Annotated in this window: 18 protein-coding genes; all 18 read right to left on the bottom strand. The window is 68.3% G+C overall.

The genetic code is table 11. From position 1 onward, the window contains the following. Positions 1 to 65 precede the first annotated feature (65 nt). The 18 genes from AX676_RS06320 to AX676_RS06240 all read right to left on the bottom strand — a co-directional run bounded on the left by AX676_RS06320 (position 66) and on the right by AX676_RS06240 (position 14,567). Positions 66 to 773: a DUF4230 domain-containing protein gene (locus AX676_RS06320; protein ID WP_066482108.1), complete on the bottom strand. Its 708-nt coding sequence runs from the start codon at positions 771 to 773 to the stop codon at positions 66 to 68. Then, positions 755 to 1,621 carry an MBL fold metallo-hydrolase gene (locus AX676_RS06315; RefSeq protein ID WP_066482106.1) on the bottom strand — a complete coding sequence of 289 codons (867 nt, stop codon included), beginning with the start codon at positions 1,619 to 1,621 and terminating at the stop codon, positions 755 to 757. The genes AX676_RS06320 and AX676_RS06315 overlap by 19 nt, the downstream gene beginning before the upstream one ends. Positions 1,622 to 1,808: 187 nt before the next feature. Then, positions 1,809 to 3,479, bottom strand: coding sequence for a M56 family metallopeptidase (locus tag AX676_RS06310; protein ID WP_066482104.1), 1,671 nt, complete (start codon positions 3,477 to 3,479; stop codon positions 1,809 to 1,811). After that, positions 3,476 to 3,847 (bottom strand): BlaI/MecI/CopY family transcriptional regulator, encoded by a 372-nt coding sequence (locus tag AX676_RS06305; RefSeq protein WP_066482100.1) that lies wholly within the window; start codon positions 3,845 to 3,847, stop codon positions 3,476 to 3,478. The genes AX676_RS06310 and AX676_RS06305 overlap by 4 nt, the downstream gene beginning before the upstream one ends. A gap of 401 nt (positions 3,848 to 4,248) precedes the next feature. Further along, entirely contained in the window at positions 4,249 to 4,572 is a 324-nt protein-coding gene (gene grxD / locus AX676_RS06300) for a Grx4 family monothiol glutaredoxin (RefSeq protein ID WP_066482097.1), read from the bottom strand. A gap of 6 nt (positions 4,573 to 4,578) precedes the next feature. Then, the gene (locus AX676_RS06295) at positions 4,579 to 4,818 is read right to left on the bottom strand and encodes a BolA/IbaG family iron-sulfur metabolism protein (protein ID WP_066482089.1); all 240 of its coding nucleotides are present in this window, start codon (positions 4,816 to 4,818) and stop codon (positions 4,579 to 4,581) included. Between the two features lie 2 nt (positions 4,819 to 4,820). Next, positions 4,821 to 5,144, bottom strand: a complete 324-nt coding sequence (locus tag AX676_RS06290) for a DUF1476 domain-containing protein (RefSeq protein WP_066482085.1) — start codon at positions 5,142 to 5,144, stop codon at positions 4,821 to 4,823. A gap of 244 nt (positions 5,145 to 5,388) precedes the next feature. Next, the gene (locus AX676_RS06285) at positions 5,389 to 6,390 is read right to left on the bottom strand and encodes an NADPH:quinone oxidoreductase family protein (protein ID WP_197417032.1); all 1,002 of its coding nucleotides are present in this window, start codon (positions 6,388 to 6,390) and stop codon (positions 5,389 to 5,391) included. Beyond that, positions 6,353 to 6,982 carry a 3-isopropylmalate dehydratase small subunit gene (gene leuD, locus AX676_RS06280; RefSeq protein WP_066482082.1) on the bottom strand — a complete coding sequence of 210 codons (630 nt, stop codon included), beginning with the start codon at positions 6,980 to 6,982 and terminating at the stop codon, positions 6,353 to 6,355. Before leuD ends, AX676_RS06285 begins: the two co-directional genes overlap by 38 nt. Then, positions 6,982 to 7,839, bottom strand: coding sequence for an N-acyl homoserine lactonase family protein (locus tag AX676_RS06275; protein ID WP_066544204.1), 858 nt, complete (start codon positions 7,837 to 7,839; stop codon positions 6,982 to 6,984). Before AX676_RS06275 ends, leuD begins: the two co-directional genes overlap by 1 nt. Before the next feature lie 242 nt (positions 7,840 to 8,081). Further along, positions 8,082 to 8,222, bottom strand: coding sequence for a hypothetical protein (locus AX676_RS17700; protein WP_156437816.1), 141 nt, complete (start codon positions 8,220 to 8,222; stop codon positions 8,082 to 8,084). A gap of 4 nt (positions 8,223 to 8,226) precedes the next feature. Continuing rightward, positions 8,227 to 9,675, bottom strand: a complete 1,449-nt coding sequence (gene leuC / locus AX676_RS06270) for a 3-isopropylmalate dehydratase large subunit (protein ID WP_066482080.1) — start codon at positions 9,673 to 9,675, stop codon at positions 8,227 to 8,229. 46 nt (positions 9,676 to 9,721) lie between these two features. Continuing rightward, positions 9,722 to 10,690, bottom strand: a complete 969-nt coding sequence (locus AX676_RS06265; protein ID WP_066482077.1) for an NAD-dependent epimerase/dehydratase family protein — start codon at positions 10,688 to 10,690, stop codon at positions 9,722 to 9,724. 75 nt (positions 10,691 to 10,765) lie between these two features. Continuing rightward, entirely contained in the window at positions 10,766 to 11,239 is a 474-nt protein-coding gene (locus AX676_RS06260) for a hypothetical protein (RefSeq protein ID WP_066482069.1), read from the bottom strand. Between the two features lie 7 nt (positions 11,240 to 11,246). After that, on the bottom strand, positions 11,247 to 12,572 hold the full coding sequence (locus tag AX676_RS06255; protein ID WP_066482067.1) for a LysM peptidoglycan-binding domain-containing protein: 1,326 nt from the start codon (positions 12,570 to 12,572) through the stop codon (positions 11,247 to 11,249). Positions 12,573 to 12,659: 87 nt separating this feature from the next. Then, a complete protein-coding gene (locus AX676_RS06250; protein WP_066482065.1) occupies positions 12,660 to 13,331 on the bottom strand; it encodes a 3-oxoacid CoA-transferase subunit B in 672 nt (223 codons plus the stop codon). After that, positions 13,294 to 13,863, bottom strand: coding sequence for a hypothetical protein (locus AX676_RS06245; protein ID WP_197417085.1), 570 nt, complete (start codon positions 13,861 to 13,863; stop codon positions 13,294 to 13,296). The genes AX676_RS06250 and AX676_RS06245 overlap by 38 nt, the downstream gene beginning before the upstream one ends. After that, positions 13,860 to 14,567 carry a CoA transferase subunit A gene (locus AX676_RS06240; protein WP_066482063.1) on the bottom strand — a complete coding sequence of 236 codons (708 nt, stop codon included), beginning with the start codon at positions 14,565 to 14,567 and terminating at the stop codon, positions 13,860 to 13,862. Before AX676_RS06240 ends, AX676_RS06245 begins: the two co-directional genes overlap by 4 nt. Positions 14,568 to 14,799: the final 232 nt, after the last annotated feature.

The raw sequence follows: 14,799 nt of genomic DNA, 5'->3' as shown, positions 1-14,799 counted from the left end.
CCCCGAATGACTGCGCGCGCCTATAGCGCAATCGCGGGCCGGGCGACAGTCGTCCGCGTGCGCGCTTAGCGCGCCTGGCGGTCGGCCAGCACCTGCTGGATCGATCGCGTCACGTCCCAGCGTTCGTCGTCGCCGGGCACGGGTTCGTCGGGAAAGAACGCCTCGACGCGCGCATCGACGCCGGCGGCGCGCAGCGGCAGGGCAAAGCTGCGCTCGACCGCGCGGCGGGTGGCATCGCGCGCCAGCTTCATCGGCACCGGCTCGCCCGCCTGGCGGACCAGTTCCGCCTGGCCGGCGCGGCGATTGGCGGCATCGAGCCGCGCCTCCGCATCGGTGATCGCCAGCAGGATGCCGCCGCCATCATATTCGCGGATCTGGGTCAGGTCGATCTGCGGGCCGACGATGGCGACAGGGGGCAGGCGCACGCGCATCGTCCGAGTGGGCGCGTCCCAGGCGATATCGTCCGGGCCGAGCTCGGCCATGTCGATCTCGTACCGGACCAGCCCCGGCAGGATCAGCGTGCGTTCGGCGGACAGGCCCAGCCGGGTCTGACGCGACGTCACCACCGCGACATAGCGCGCGGCAAAGGCCGACAGCCGGTTCTGTTCGCGCAGCCCCTGCAGGCTGGCGCTGGCGATCGTCACCGGATCGGGATCGAGCCGCTGCTCGACGCTTCGCCCGACCAGCCAGACCGCAGCTGCGCCGGCCAGCGCGATCAGGACCAGCAGGCCGGCGGCGCCGACCAGCGCGCGGCTTACGCGACCCCCCGCCATCGATCCTCCTGTCCGACCACCAACCCGCGATTTTCCAGGTCGATCAGGTGGGCGAGCACCGATCGCCCCGCCGCGCCGTGCAGCCGGGGATCGAGTCCGGCATACATCTGCGCCACCATGTCCGGGATGGCGCGGGGCGCGTCGCGCAACAGGCGCAGGATCTGGCCCTCGCGCTGCTTGCGGTGCCCGATCATGCCGCGCACCAGCCGCTGCGGCCGGTCGATCGCGTCGCCATGCGCGGGGTAATAGATGCGGTCGTCGCGCGTCATCAGCCGCTCCAGGCTGGCCATATAGGCCGCCATGTCGCCGTCCGGCGGCGAGACGACGCTGGTCGACCACGCCATGACGTGATCGCCGGTGAACAGCGCGCCGCTTTCGATCAGCGCGTAGCAGAGATGGTTGGATGTGTGCCCCGGCGTCGCGACCGCGCGCAGCGTCCAGCCGTCGCCCGCCACCTCCTCGCCATCCGCCAGCACGCGATCCGGCGCATAGGCCGGGTCGAACGCGGCGTCGGCGCGCGGCCCGGCATCGTCGAGCGACAGCGGTGCGCAGCCGACGATGGCGGCCCCGGTCCGCGCGCGCAGCGGGGCGGCGGCGGGGCTGTGGTCGCGGTGGGTGTGGGTGCACAGGATGGCCGCGATCCGGCGCGAACCCGCCGCCGCCACGATCGCGTCGACGTGCGCGGCGTCGTCAGGACCCGGATCGATTACCGCGACGTCGGCGGCACCGGTCGCGCCGACGACATAGGTCTGGGTACCCCAATAGGTGTAGGGTGACGGATTGGGCGCCAGCACGCGCGCGACCAGCGGCTCGACCTGCACCGCGACGCCAAAGGGGGGCTCGCTCATATCAACGGAGATGGCCGTTCGGCCGGCGGCTGGCAAGGGCGCGCCGCGCGCCGCGCGCGCGAAAAAGGACGGGGCCGGCTCCGCGCACGAAGGAAGATGGAGCCGGCCCCGGTTGCGACGACGGCCGGCCATGGGGTGCCCCGCCGCCGCGCTGTCCCCTCCCCAGGGGAGGCGGAAAGCGTGTCGATCAGTCCTCGTCGCCGTCGATCTTCTCGGCCTGAAGCTCCTTCAGTGCCTGATCGATGCCGGCCAGCGCCTCGCGCCGCTGTTCCTCGCTGAGCTCGGACTGATGTTCGATGGTGTTGCGCGCATGCTTCAGGCCCCACATCGCGCTCTGGATGCCCATGCGCGCCGAATTAAGCGCGAAGACGCGGGTGCGCTCGGCCTTGCCGGCGGCATCCTTCGCCATCCACTCGATCCGATCCTTGCAGATGATCGTCGCGGGCTTCTTGGCGCCGCCCTCGCCGGTTTGCAGGTGGATGACCGGGGCCTTGCCCTTGCCGCAATCGCGTTCGACGATCTCGGGCAGGTTCCGTTCCACTTCCCGGGCGAGCCGTTCGGCATCGACGGCCTTCAGCGCCGCCGAGTCCGCCAGCTTGCGCAGTTCGGCGATGTCCTTCCCGTCCATGGTCATGAACGTCGTATGCTCCTCGCCCTCGGGCGTGCGGACCACGACGAAGCGGCGCTCGATCTTCTTGATCTTCTCCGGGGCTTCCGGGGCCTCGGGCGCCTCAGTCGCTTCGGGCGCGGCCGCCGGGGCGGGCGGAGCCGGCGGGGCGGACTGCAGCGCGACCGCCGACAGCCGCGTCAGATCGGCGCCGATCGTGGCGCTCACCCGCTCGCGGACCCGCTCGGCCGCGGCGGTGCCGGACGCGGTGACGAACAGTCCGGCCATCGCCAGTGTCGTCAGGCTGAGCGTGCCGCCCACCAGCTGGCCGCGAGTCATCTTCCTGTGCTTTGTCAGCATCTTCAGTCTCCCTTTGATGTCGTTTATGGTATGGAGGTGGCAGGCAGCCGACACCGCGCCGCCATGCGCTGATTTGACGATCGCGCGACCATAGGCGTGGCGCAGGTCGGGCGCGCGGCCGGCCAGGACATAGGCGTCGCAGGCCATTTCCTGATCGGCGCGGAACGCCTTGAACGCGCGCCAGGCCAGCGGGTTGAACCAGTGGAGCGCGAGCATCGCCAGCGCCACCCAGTTGGCGACGAGGTCGCCGCGCTGGTGGTGGGTCAGCTCGTGCGCCAGCGCCAGGTTGCGCTCGACCGGATCGTAACGCTCGGCGAAGTCGCGCGGAAAGGCGACATATTTGCGCCAGATGCCGAAGGCGAGCGGGCCGCTGGTCGCCGCGGTCTCGATCACCGTCACCCGTCCGTCGGCGACCAGGCGCTTGCGCCGCGCCTGGGCATGGACCCGCGCGCAGAAGCGGCTGTGCGAGACGAGATGATAGGCGAGAAACGCGACTGCGCCGACCAGCCAGAGCGCACCGACCAGGACTGCGATGCTCGGCCCCTGCGGCGTGGCGACGGGGGGCAGCACCGCGATCTCGACCGGGCCGTGGGCCATCGCGATCTTCGCGTCCAGGATCGACTGGCGGGCGAGCTCCAGCGACAGATGCGCGGGATTGAGCACGCCGACCGCGACGCCGCTGTCGCTCATGCCGCTGACCGCCGGCGCGATCAGCTGGCTGAGCCGCCAGTCGCCGGGCAGGGGCGGCAGGAACAGCCGCAGCACCGGCAGCGCCCACAGCGCATAGGCGACCGAAGGGCCGAAGGCGCGGCGCACCGGATCGCGCAGCACGAGGACGAGCAGCATCAGCAGGCTGGAGGCGATCAGCGCCTCGACGATCCACGCGATCATTGTTTCAGCTCCTTCAGCAGGGCCTCGATCTCGGCAATGTCCTGGTCGGTCAGCGCGTCGCGCTCGGCGAGGTGCGCGACCAGCGGGGTCAGCCGGCCGCCGAACAGCCGGTCGATGAAGCGGCGCGATTCGCCCTCGACATAATCCTCCCGCGCAACCAGCGGGCGATAGAGGTAGCGGCGACCATCGGCCTCATGCGCGATCACGCCCTTGGACAACAGCCGGCCGAGCAGCGTCTTCACCGTGTTGGCGGTCCAGTCGCGCGCCGGCGCGACGCGGTCGACGACATCCTGGGCGGTGAGCGGACTTTCGTCCCACAACACCTCCATCACGCTATGTTCGGCGTCGCTGATCCGTTCCTGCGTCATCTGTTCGTTTCACCCCATCCGGCCAATCGACTCGCGGCCTGTCGACCACAGCCGTAATCGTCTTGATTACATCTGTAGTCAACCGGCTGAACCGCGAATGAACGAAACGGTCGGGAAATGACCGGATGGCGACGAACGGCAGGGCCGGGGGTCAGTCGCGGCGGTTCGGGAGGCGCTGTCGGTGGGGTTTACAGCCGGGGCACGGCCGGGCGGGGCGTTAACGATCGCAAACCGCATCTGGCCGTCATTCGTGCCAATTGGCACGGATGGTGCGGGACAGGGGGACAGCCGAGCGCAAGGACGGCTTCAATCCGGCGGGCCGATGCCCCCCCGATCTCCGTATCGGCCCGCCATCCCGCTTCATTCGACGATCAAGCGCCCGCCGGAGCAGGCGGGTACGTTCAGCCCTGCGCCTTCGCGCCGAGCAGCTCGGCGAGCTCGCCCGATTCGTACATTTCCATCATGATGTCGGAGCCGCCGACGAACTCGCCCTTCACATAGAGCTGGGGGATGGTCGGCCAGTCGGAATATTCCTTGATCCCCTGGCGGATGCCCTGATCCTGGAGCACGTCGACGCTTTCAAACGGCGTGTCGAGATGCTGGAGGATGGCGACCGCGCGGCTGGAAAAGCCGCATTGGGGAAATAGCGGGCTGCCCTTCATGAACAGCACCACGTCATTGGTCTTCACGATCCCGTCGATCCGGGCCTGTGCGTCGTCGGTCATGTCACTTCACTCCTGTACCGGCGCGGCGGTGGTCAGTTGCAGCGCGTGCAGCACGCCGCCCATCCGCCCGCCCAGCGCCGCATAGACGGCCTGGTGCTGCTTGATCCGGGGCAGCCCCCGAAAGGTTTCGCTGACGACGCGCGCGGCATAATGATCGCCGTCGCCGGCAAGGTCGGTGATCTCGACCCGAGCATCGGGAATGCCCGCGACGATCAGCGCCTCGATCTCTGCGGCCGCCATCGGCATGGCTATTTGGCTTCCATCAGCTGGCGGCGGGCTTCGACCTCCATGTCGGCCAGCGCCGCGCGCACCGTCGCATCGTCGATCGCGACGCCGGCGGCGGTCAGGTCGGCGATCAGCTTGCGCACCACATCCTCGTCGCCGGCTTCCTCGAAATCGGCCTGGACGACCGCGGTCGCATAGGCTTCGGCTTCCTCGCGCGTCAGCTTCATCTGCTGCGCGGCCCATTGCCCGACCAGGCGGTTGCGCCGCGCGTGCACGCGGAACAGCATCTCCTCGTCGCGGGCGAATTTCGCCTCGAAAGCCCGTTCGCGGTCGTCAAAAGTGGTCATCGGTCAGCAGCGCCCCATGATGGATGTTCCGCCCCGGAAATAGGCACCGTGCCGGAGAAGCGCAACGGCGCGTGGGTGGTTAGAGGGTGACCCGCGCTTTTCGTCACCCCGGGCCCTTCGACAAGCTCAGGAGAGCCTTGAGCCGGGGTCCCGCTGTTTCTCGCGCCGATCAGGCAGCGGGACCCCGGCGCAAGGCCGGGGTGACGGTAAAATCATTGAAATGGCGAGGACTTTAGACCACGCCTCAGCCGCCGACGCGGACCACCAGCTTGCCGATCGCGTCGCGCGACGCCATCTTCGCGATCGCCCGGCCGCCCTCGGCGAAGTCGAAGATGTCGGTGACGCGCGGGCTGATCCTGCCGTCCGCCCACAGCCGGAACAGGTGATCGACATGCGCCTGGTTGGCGGCGGGATCGCGCGCGGCGAACGCGCCCCAGAACACGCCGCACACGTCGCAGCTTTTGAGCAGCGTCAGGTTGAGCGGCAGCCGCGGGATGCCGGCGGGGAAGCCGACGACCAGATAGCGCCCCTCCCACGCGATCGAGCGCAGCGCAGGTTCGGCATAGTCGCCGCCGACCGGATCATAGATGACGTTCGCGCCGCCGGGGCCGGTCGCGGCCTTGAACTGGTCGGCCAGCGCCTTCGACTGGTCCTTGTCGAACGGCGCGCGGGCATAGACGATGACCTCGTCCGCACCGGCCGCGCGGGCGGCGTCGGCCTTGGCGTCGCTCGACACCGCCGCGACGACGCGTGCGCCGAATGCCTTGCCGAGCTCCACCGCCGCCAGCCCGACACCCCCCGCAGCGCCGAGCACCAGCAACGTGTCGCCGGCCTTCAGATGCCCGCGGTCGAGCAAGGCGTGGATGGTGGTCGCATAGGTGAGGAGCAGCGCCGCGCCGTCCTCGAAACCGCGCGCGTCGGGCAGGCGATAGAGGCGGCTTGCGTCGATCGCCATGCGTTCGACCAGCCCGCCATGGCCGACGGTCGAAATCACCCGGTCGCCGACCGCCCAGCCGGTCACACCCTCGCCGACCGACGAGACGACGCCCGCAATCTCGCTGCCCGGTGCAAAGGGGCGGGGCGGCTTGAACTGATATTTGTCCTCGATGATCAGGACGTCGGGATAGTTGATCGCACAGGCGCGGACATCGACCACCACTTGCCCCGCGCCCGCGACCGGATCGGGCAGCTCGGCCAGTTCCAGGGTTTCAGGTCCGCCCGGTTCCTTCGACAACAATGCCCGCATGTCCGCCTCTCCTGCCGATCCACGGGCGTGCATCGGCGACCGCGGATTCATATTTCGAAATCGCGGTATCCTTTGACAGGGTCAGCGCGATTTCGTCCAGCCCTTCCATCAGGCATTGGCGGCGAAACGGGTCGAGGGTGAAGGCGAAGCGGTCCTGAAAGGGCGTGGTGACGGTCATCGTCTCCAGATCGACAGTGATCGGCTGAGTACGGGCGACCTCGATCAGCCGGTCGATCGCTTCCTGCGGCAAGGCGACGGTGACGATCCCGTTCTTGAAGGCGTTGCCGGCAAAGATGTCGGAAAAGCTGGGCGCGATCACCGCGCGCACGCCCATGTCGTTGAGCGCCCAGGCGGCGTGCTCGCGGCTGGAGCCGCAGCCGAAATTGTCACCCGCGATCAGGATCGGCGCGCCGGCATATTCGGGATCATCGAAGACGTTGCCGGGCTCGGCGCGCACGGTCTGGAACGCGCCCTTGGCCAGGCCCGACCGGGTAATCGTCTTCAGCCATTCGGCGGGGATGATGACGTCGGTGTCGACATTGCTCGCGCCCCAGGGATAGGCGCGCCCGGCGACGGTGCGGACCGGCTCCATCACTCGGCCGCCCGGGGGAAGGCGGGCAGCTTGGCGATGTCGGCGGGCTCGTGCTGGATGATGACGGTGGCCTTCAGATTCTTCGCCATCGCCTTGAACCGGTGGATCGAGGCGAGCGTATCGGCGCGGTCGGTGTTGAAGGTGGGCACGCCGTCGCTGTCGTAATTTTCCTGGAAATGGCTGAGGTCGCCGGTCAGCAGGAACCGCTTGCCGCCGGCGAGGCGCACCAGCAGCCCGTGATGGCCCGGCGTATGGCCCGGCAGGTTGAGCATGACGACGCTGCCGTCGCCGAACACGTCCTTGTCGCCGCTGATCGGCTCGGCCTTGCCGGTGCCAGTGATCCAGTTGGCGACGGGGGCGGGGTTGGTGCCGGGCGCACCGGCCTTCAGCGCATCGAAATCGCCCTTGCCGATCATCAGCGTCGCGGCGGGGAAGCTGCCCGCCTGGCCGATATGGTCATAGTGATAATGGCTGATGCCGACCATCTTGACCGCGTCCGGCTGCACGCCAAGCTCGGCAAGCTGCTCGACCACCGTTTTGGTCACGGTGGCGGCGATCGGTGCCTTGGGGTCGATCGCCGCGCCCTTGAGCGCCGCGGGCAGGCCGGTGTCCCACAGCAGATAGTCGGCGCCATGCTGGATCAGATAGCAGCTCGACGTCAGCCGCTTCGACTGGCCGGTATAGGCCTGGGTGTCGGAAAAGACGTTGAGATTGTTGGCGACGACGCTGCCGCAATCGAGCCGCCACAGCTTGACCGGGGCGGGAGCGGCGGGAGGTGCCGTGGTCTGCCCGGCCAGCGGCGCGGCAAGTGCCAGCGCGGCGAGGGTGCCGAGCGTGGAGGTCGCGATGTGCCGCATGGTCATTCTCCTGTTGGTGTGTGGCAGATGGTAAAATGGGGGGAACCACTGCAAAGACTTCCCGCTCATCCTGAGTAGGGTCTGAGCGGAGGCGAAGGCCCGTATCGAAGGACGCGCACGCGCTCTGTGTCTTTCGATACGCCGCTTCGGCTTCGCTCAGCGGCTACTCAGGATAAGCGGGTAGGGATAAGCGCCCCTGGACACTGCGCCCTGCTTGTCATCTCAACTTGCTCATCGTCGGCTCACAGCTCGGCGCTGTCGCCTGTCTGCCGCCCGGTCTCGCGAAGCTCGCCACGCTTCACCGTCCCGGCATAGCCGGCATAGGCCGCCGCCAGCCCGCTGATGATCGTGCCCGCGAACAGCAGCACCATGACCCGTTTCATGCCTTCACTCCCCTTCACCCGCGCGAGCCAGGTCGCGCACATCGGTCAGCCGGCCTGTCACCGCCGCCGCCGCGGCCATCACGGGCGAAACCAGATGGGTTCGCGCGCCCGGCCCCTGCCGTCCTACGAAATTGCGATTCGAGGTGGAAGCGCATCTTTCGCCCGGCGGCACCTTGTCCGGGTTCATGCCCAGGCACATCGAACATCCCGGCTCGCGCCATTCAAAGCCCGCATCGGTAAAGATGCGATCGAGCCCCTCGGCCTCGGCCTGATGCTTGACCAGCCCGGATCCCGGCACGACCAGCGCCTGGCGGATGCCGTCGGCGATGCGGCGACCGCGCAACACCGCGGCGGCGGCGCGCAGATCCTCGATCCGGCTGTTGGTGCAGCTGCCGATGAAGATGTGCTCGACCGCGATGTCCTGCATCCGCGTGCCCGGCGTCAGCCCCATATAGGCGAGCGACTTGCGCGCCGCCTCGCGCTTGGCGGGATCGGCGAAGCTGTCGGGATCGGGCACCGCGCCGGTGATCGGCACGACATCCTCCGGACTGGTGCCCCAGGTCAGCGCCGGCGCGATGTCGCTCGCGTCGATGTGCACCGTGCGGTCATACCGCGCACCCGCATCGGTCGGCAGCGTGCGCCAATAGGCGACCGCGCGGTCCCAGTCATCGCCGGTCGGCGCCAGCGGGCGACCCTTCAGATAGGCGAAGGTCTTGTCATCGGGCGCGATCAGCCCGGCGCGCGCGCCCCCCTCGATCGACATGTTGGCGATGGTCAGCCGCCCCTCGATCGACAGGTCGCGGATCACCTCGCCGGTATATTCGATGACATGGCCGGTGCCGCCCGCCGCCCCGATGCGGCCGATGATCGTCAGGATGACGTCCTTGGCGGTGACGCCGAAGCCGAGCGTGCCGTCGACGCGAACTTCCATCGTCCGCGACGGGGTGAGCAGCAGCGTCTGGGTGGCGAGCACATGCTCGACCTCGCTGGTCCCGATGCCGAAGGCGAGCGCGCCCAGCGCCCCGTGTGCCGCGGTGTGGCTGTCGCCGCAGACAAGCGTGGTGCCGGGCAGTGTGAAGCCCTGTTCGGGGCCGACGACATGGACGATGCCCTGCTCGCGCGCGGTCGCGTCGATATAGCGGATGCCGAATTCGGGCGCGTTGCGGCGCAGCGCGGCGAGCTGCTCGCGGCTGGCCGCGTCGGCGATCGGGATCGGCTGGCCCGCGGCATCGACGCGCGCGGTAGTCGGCAGATTATGGTCGGGTACCGCCAGCGTCAGGTCGGGGCGGCGGACCGGCCGTCCGGCGCTGCGCAACCCCTCGAACGCCTGGGGGCTGGTGACTTCGTGCACCAGATGCCGGTCGATATAGATCAGGCAGGTGCCGTCATCGCGCCGTTCGACGACATGATCGGCCCAGATTTTCTCGTAAAGGGTGAGCGGACGGCTGGCCATGCGCCGCGCCTTAACCATTTGCTGCGCGCGCGCAAGCGCGGGCGCATCATTCTTGCGGGGCGAGCGGGCGCTCCTTGGGGCTGACATAGCGCGGGTCGTGCGCGAAGGGCAGTCGCGCCCCGTTACGCAGCGCCGCCAGCACCGCGGCGAAATCGGTGTCGAAGCCAAAGCCGAGATCGCGCTGGATCGCACCCGAATCATAGACGCGCCCGATCGTGTCGGGCAGCCGCCAGCCGCGCGCGGCATAAAGCGCGGGTGCGTCAGGGAAATGCCGCGCGATCACCGCGGCGGCGTCGCGCTTCAATTCGGTCGCATCGGCACGCGCGAAGGGCGTGGGCGCGGAGACGATGTAGGTGCCAAAGCCGACACGCGGCGCGGCGTCCAGCGCGGCGACATGCGCGCGTGCCGCATCCTCCACGGTCAGGCGGCGGTTGAGGAACTCGTTGGCTTTTAGATTCTCGCCGGGCGGGTCGCCATGCGTGTCGTCATCCTCCGGAAAGAAGCGCCCGGTGCGCAGCACGACGACGTTGAGGCCATGTTCGAGATGGGCAAGGCGGCACAATTGCTCCGCGGCGTATTTGGTCACGCCATAGATGTTGCGCGGTTCGATGGGCCCCGAGCTTTCGTCGAGCCACACCGCCGCATCGCCCGCTTCGTCGCGGATGGCGCGGGAGATCATCAGCGACGTGGTCGAGGTGAAGACGAAGCGGTCGTGCCCGGCCGCCCGGGCGGCCTCCAGCAGGTTGAGCGTGCCGGTCACGTTCACGTCGATGAACGCCTGCGCCGGATAGCGGGCGATATCGGGCTTGTGCAGCCCGCCGGCATGGATCACCGCCTCGATCGCATGGTCGGCAAAGGCGCGGTCGATGACGGCGCGGTCGGCGACCGATCCGATCACCTGCGTATCGGCCCCGGGGGCGACGTCGAGCCCGACGACATGATGCCCTGACATGCGCAAACGCGGGGCGAGGAAGCGGCCGAGCCAGCCCGACGATCCGGTCAGCAGGATGTTCATGGCCGCTTCCCTACCCGCGCGACGCCGCGCCGAAAAGCGGGAACATGTCGCGATTGCGTGGCCGTTGGTATCGGGTCAGTCGGCGACCGACACCTCATAGGCGTGGCCGGTGGTGCCGATCGGATAGACCGACGCGCTGAAGCCGCCTTCGACATAGAGTACCTGGCCACCCGGCAGCGCTGTCACGAACTTCTGTGCGAAACTGTCGAGCCGCGACCATCGGCCGAGCTTTTCCAGCTCGGGCCGGGTCACCATCATCGCCGTGACCGAGGCGCAGGGTTCTTCCCAGAACAGCGTTTCGGGATCGTGGCCGGCATAGACATAGCGGATGTCGCACGCCGGTGCGCCGCGCAGCACGAAGTCGCGCTTGCCGAGGATGCGTGACGTTCCCGCCGGGGCCGGAGGCTTGGCTGCGGCGGGCGTCGCGTGTGGCGCGCCCGCGGGCTTGCGCGCCTGGGCCGCGCCGGCGTCGTCGCCGGCCGAGCAGGCGGTGGCCACCATGCACAGCGCCGCAACCCATCCGACCGGCCGCACGGGGCCAGGTGCCATCACGCGGCTAGTCCGGGTCGAATTCGACATGCAGATGGTTGTCGCTCGCATTGGCAAAGGTTTCAAACAGAACGTCGTAGCGGTCGCCCAGGAGCCGCTGCACCTCGTCACGCAGGGCATTGCCCTGCGCCACGCTGATATTGTTGCCCCGGAAATCGAGCGCCTCGTTTGAATAGTGCAGCGATGCGGTGCCGTGGCGGCTGTCATTGCCCGAGGTGATGACCGGCGTCGGCAGGCCGAGCCGTTCGGCGGCCTGTGCCACGGCACGGATCGCCGGTGCCATTTCGGATGCCAGCCGGTCGATGCGGACACCCGGTCCCTTGATCGCCACACCCGCCTCCGCGGCGAGGCGGCGGCCGTCGAACGCGCCGGGCGGCTCGCGAAGGGGTGAGGGTTCGGCGGCACCGGGCAGGGCGACCACATAGTCGCCAGGCCGGTATCGCTGCAATTCGGGCACCGTGCCGTGGCGGTGGATCGCGTCGCCACGGCCCAGCACCGGGCCGTCCAGCGCCATGATCCAGCCCAAATTGTTGGCGCTGGAATAATTGGGATTGGCGTAGTTGAGGTGCGATCCGATCGACGATGCGCGGCCCGCCGCGCGCTCGGCGAGATAGCTGTCGACCAGCTGGTCGACCCGTGCGCTGATCCGGCTGGCCGGGATGTCGTCCACCGAATTGCGACCGTCGCGGCGCGACACCGGCCCGTTGATGTCGGAAAACTGGTTATAGGCGTTGACGACGTCGGCGACGCTGTCGCCCCATCGCCCCGACACCGTGCGATTGAGGATCGTGTCGATGATGCCATGCGCCTGCGCGTCGCCCGCCGATTGCACCCATTCGGTCTGCAGCGTCTTCTTGAGGTCGACGATATCGGCGGCGCTGAGCGTCAGCGTGCCGTTTTCGACGCGCGTCGTGCCGGCGACGGGTGCGACGGCGCCGGCGTGCGCGGGGCTGGCGGCAGCGGGACGCTCGGCAACCGGGATGCGCAGCACGTCGCCCGGATAGATGCGGTCGGGATTGGCGATCTGGGGGTTGGCGGCAAGCAGGCCGTCGATGCCGACGCCCGCGCGTCGCGCGATCGCGCCCAGCGTGTCCCCCTGTTGCACGACATGGTTGCGACCCGCCCCGTCCGGCAGGACCAGATCGTCGCCGGCGCGGATGCGGTCGGGATCGCGGATGCCGTTGATCGCCGCCAGCGTCGCAACATCGGTGCCATGGCGCGCGGCGATGGCCGACAGGGTCTCGCCGGGGGCGATGCGGTGGATGGCCGGCGGTGGCGGCGGTGCCGACGCCGACAGGGACTGACCTTCACGCGCTGCGATCGCACCGACCATGGACCCACTCCTCGATACGCGAGGGGAGCAGGCATCCCATATCGTCTCGTGTCCGTCTCTAGTCGGACCGACTAGGCGCGGGCGCGGTCATGCCGGGGTGAGGGCGACCTCGTACTGCGCGGTGGTCCTGGCCGCGACTTCGTCGGCGGTGACGCCCGGGGCCAGCTCGATCAGGCGGAAGGGCGATTGATGGTCGGGGCGCTCGAACACCGCCAGGTCGGTGATGATCATATCGACGACGTTCCGGCCGGTCAGGGGCAGCGTGCATTCGGGGATGAACTTCGCGCCGCCGTCCTTGGCATTGTGCTCCATGACCACGATGATGCGCTTGACCCCGGCGACCAGGTCCATCGCGCCGCCCATGCCCTTGATCATCTTGCCCGGGATCATCCAGTTGGCGATGTCGCCGCCCTGGCTCACCTCCATCGCGCCCAGCACGGTCAGGTCGATATGCCCGCCGCGGATCATCGCGAAGCTGTCGCTGCTCGAGAAATAAGAGGAGGAATCAAGCTCGCTGATCGTCTGCTTGCCCGCATTGATCAGGTCGGGATCGACCTCGTCCTCATAGGGGAAGGGGCCGATGCCCAGCATGCCGTTTTCGGACTGGAGCGTGACTTCCAACCCCTCGGGAATGTGGTTGGCGACCAGCGTCGGGATGCCGATGCCCAGATTGACGTAATAACCGTCCTCCAGCTCACGCGCGGCGCGCGCGGCCATGTCGTCACGGGTCCAGCCCTTTGTCGCCACCACTTCGCTCATCTGCTCGCGCTCCTACCAATATTGGGAAATACCGAACTCGGCCATTTTCGAATCGTTGCTGATCAATGCGAGGTTTTCGAGCCGGGCCTGCGCCGGCTGCGCCTCCGGACAGACGTGCCCATGCACGCCACGTTCCGAGTGCATAGACCAGGCCGTAGCCAAGCACGATCACCGACGACCAGATGTTGAAGGCCGTGCGCGCCGGCGGGTGAATGAGGATGGGGATGATGAGCAGGCCGCGAAGCAGATAGATGGCGCTGATCACGACCAGCCCCGTGCGCAGTAACGGCAGTCTGGCGATCATGCCGGCTCCCGAAAACGCATAGGCTGCCCAAATCGCGAGTATGATCGTGATGCCGGTGGTGATCGTTGGCGGATACCAGTGCCCCCGTTCGGCCATGCGCGCCATCGCCTCGCCCGCACCGAAGAAGCGATACCATTCCGGTCCGCCAAAGATGCAGCCGATATGCAGCAATGCGGCCACGACGCTCAGCCAACCGCCGATTCTCAGCAGCGATTGGCGGTCGCTCACGCCGCTTCCCGCTGGCGCACGGTGCGGAACTCGATCTTCTTGTCATAGGGGGCGCCGACGATCATGCGCTTCACATAGATGCCGGGCAGGTGGATCGCATCCGGATCAAGGGAGCCGACCGGCACGACTTCCTCGACTTCGGCGACGCAGATGTGGCTGGCGGTGGCCATCGGCTGGTTGAAATTGCGCGCGGTCTTGCGGAAGACGAGGTTGCCGGCTTCGTCCGCCTTCCACCCCTTGATGATCGACAGGTCGGCGACGATGCCGCGCTCCAGGATATATTCCTGCCCGTCGAAGACTTTCACTTCCTTGCCCTCGGCCACTTTCGTGCCGACGCCGGTGCGGGTGTAGAAGCCGGGGATGCCCGCGCCGCCCGCGCGGCAGCGTTCGGCGAGCGTGCCCTGGGGGCAGAATTCGACCTCGAGCTCGCCCGACAGATATTGCCGCTCGAACTCCTTGTTCTCGCCGACGTAGCTGGAGATCATCTTTTTGATCTGGCGCGTGCGCAGCAGCTTGCCCAGGCCCTCGCCATCGATCCCGGCATTGTTGGAGACGAAGGTCAGCCCCTTCACCCCCGACGCCTGGATCGCGTCGATCAGCCGTTCGGGAATGCCGCAAAGTCCGAAGCCGCCGGCGCAGATCAGCATGTCGTCGCGCAACAGCCCCGCGAGCGCGGCCTCGGCATCGGGATAGAGCTTGTTCATCGCGGACTCCCTCAATTGCGCCCGCCGGATAGGCGCGGCCGGCGCGCGCGGTCAAGCGATGCCTGTCCGGCTTTACCGCAACCTTGCGGTGGTGCGCCGAAGCGAGCGCGAGCGGCCGGCGATCGGCCGAATGCGCTCGTTTCAGCTTGGGGTGGGGCCGACGCGCCGGCGCTGTCCATCCGCCCCCTCGCATCGCGATTGCGCTTGGCCTATCTGGGTGCCCAGCCCACCG

It is taken from the genome of Sphingomonas sp. CCH21-G11 (genome assembly GCF_001555965.1).
Classification (GTDB): Bacteria; Pseudomonadota; Alphaproteobacteria; order Sphingomonadales; family Sphingomonadaceae; genus Sphingomonas.
Note: the sequence above shows the minus strand (reverse complement) of the source record. Positions and strands in the feature narration are given on the sequence as shown.

What these genes read in the sequence shown, in the direction of transcription:
- leuD (WP_066482082.1), bottom strand. Translation starts at nt 6,982, where the DNA reads ATGGAGCCGGTCCGCACCGTCGCCGGGCGCGCCTATCCCTGGGGCGCG.
- AX676_RS06260 (WP_066482069.1), bottom strand. Translation starts at nt 11,239, where the DNA reads ATGGCACCTGGCCCCGTGCGGCCGGTCGGATGGGTTGCGGCGCTGTGC.
- AX676_RS06285 (WP_197417032.1), bottom strand. Translation starts at nt 6,390, where the DNA reads ATGCGGGCATTGTTGTCGAAGGAACCGGGCGGACCTGAAACCCTGGAA.
- AX676_RS06265 (WP_066482077.1), bottom strand. Translation starts at nt 10,690, where the DNA reads ATGAACATCCTGCTGACCGGATCGTCGGGCTGGCTCGGCCGCTTCCTC.
- leuC (WP_066482080.1), bottom strand. Translation starts at nt 9,675, where the DNA reads ATGGCCAGCCGTCCGCTCACCCTTTACGAGAAAATCTGGGCCGATCAT.
- AX676_RS06275 (WP_066544204.1), bottom strand. Translation starts at nt 7,839, where the DNA reads ATGCGGCACATCGCGACCTCCACGCTCGGCACCCTCGCCGCGCTGGCA.
- grxD (WP_066482097.1), bottom strand. Translation starts at nt 4,572, where the DNA reads ATGACCGACGACGCACAGGCCCGGATCGACGGGATCGTGAAGACCAAT.
- AX676_RS17700 (WP_156437816.1), bottom strand. Translation starts at nt 8,222, where the DNA reads ATGAAACGGGTCATGGTGCTGCTGTTCGCGGGCACGATCATCAGCGGG.
- AX676_RS06305 (WP_066482100.1), bottom strand. Translation starts at nt 3,847, where the DNA reads ATGACGCAGGAACGGATCAGCGACGCCGAACATAGCGTGATGGAGGTG.
- AX676_RS06250 (WP_066482065.1), bottom strand. Translation starts at nt 13,331, where the DNA reads ATGAGCGAAGTGGTGGCGACAAAGGGCTGGACCCGTGACGACATGGCC.
- AX676_RS06310 (WP_066482104.1), bottom strand. Translation starts at nt 3,479, where the DNA reads ATGATCGCGTGGATCGTCGAGGCGCTGATCGCCTCCAGCCTGCTGATG.
- AX676_RS06240 (WP_066482063.1), bottom strand. Translation starts at nt 14,567, where the DNA reads ATGAACAAGCTCTATCCCGATGCCGAGGCCGCGCTCGCGGGGCTGTTG.
- AX676_RS06255 (WP_066482067.1), bottom strand. Translation starts at nt 12,572, where the DNA reads ATGGTCGGTGCGATCGCAGCGCGTGAAGGTCAGTCCCTGTCGGCGTCG.
- AX676_RS06315 (WP_066482106.1), bottom strand. Translation starts at nt 1,621, where the DNA reads ATGAGCGAGCCCCCCTTTGGCGTCGCGGTGCAGGTCGAGCCGCTGGTC.
- AX676_RS06290 (WP_066482085.1), bottom strand. Translation starts at nt 5,144, where the DNA reads ATGACCACTTTTGACGACCGCGAACGGGCTTTCGAGGCGAAATTCGCC.
- AX676_RS06320 (WP_066482108.1), bottom strand. Translation starts at nt 773, where the DNA reads ATGGCGGGGGGTCGCGTAAGCCGCGCGCTGGTCGGCGCCGCCGGCCTG.
- AX676_RS06295 (WP_066482089.1), bottom strand. Translation starts at nt 4,818, where the DNA reads ATGCCGATGGCGGCCGCAGAGATCGAGGCGCTGATCGTCGCGGGCATT.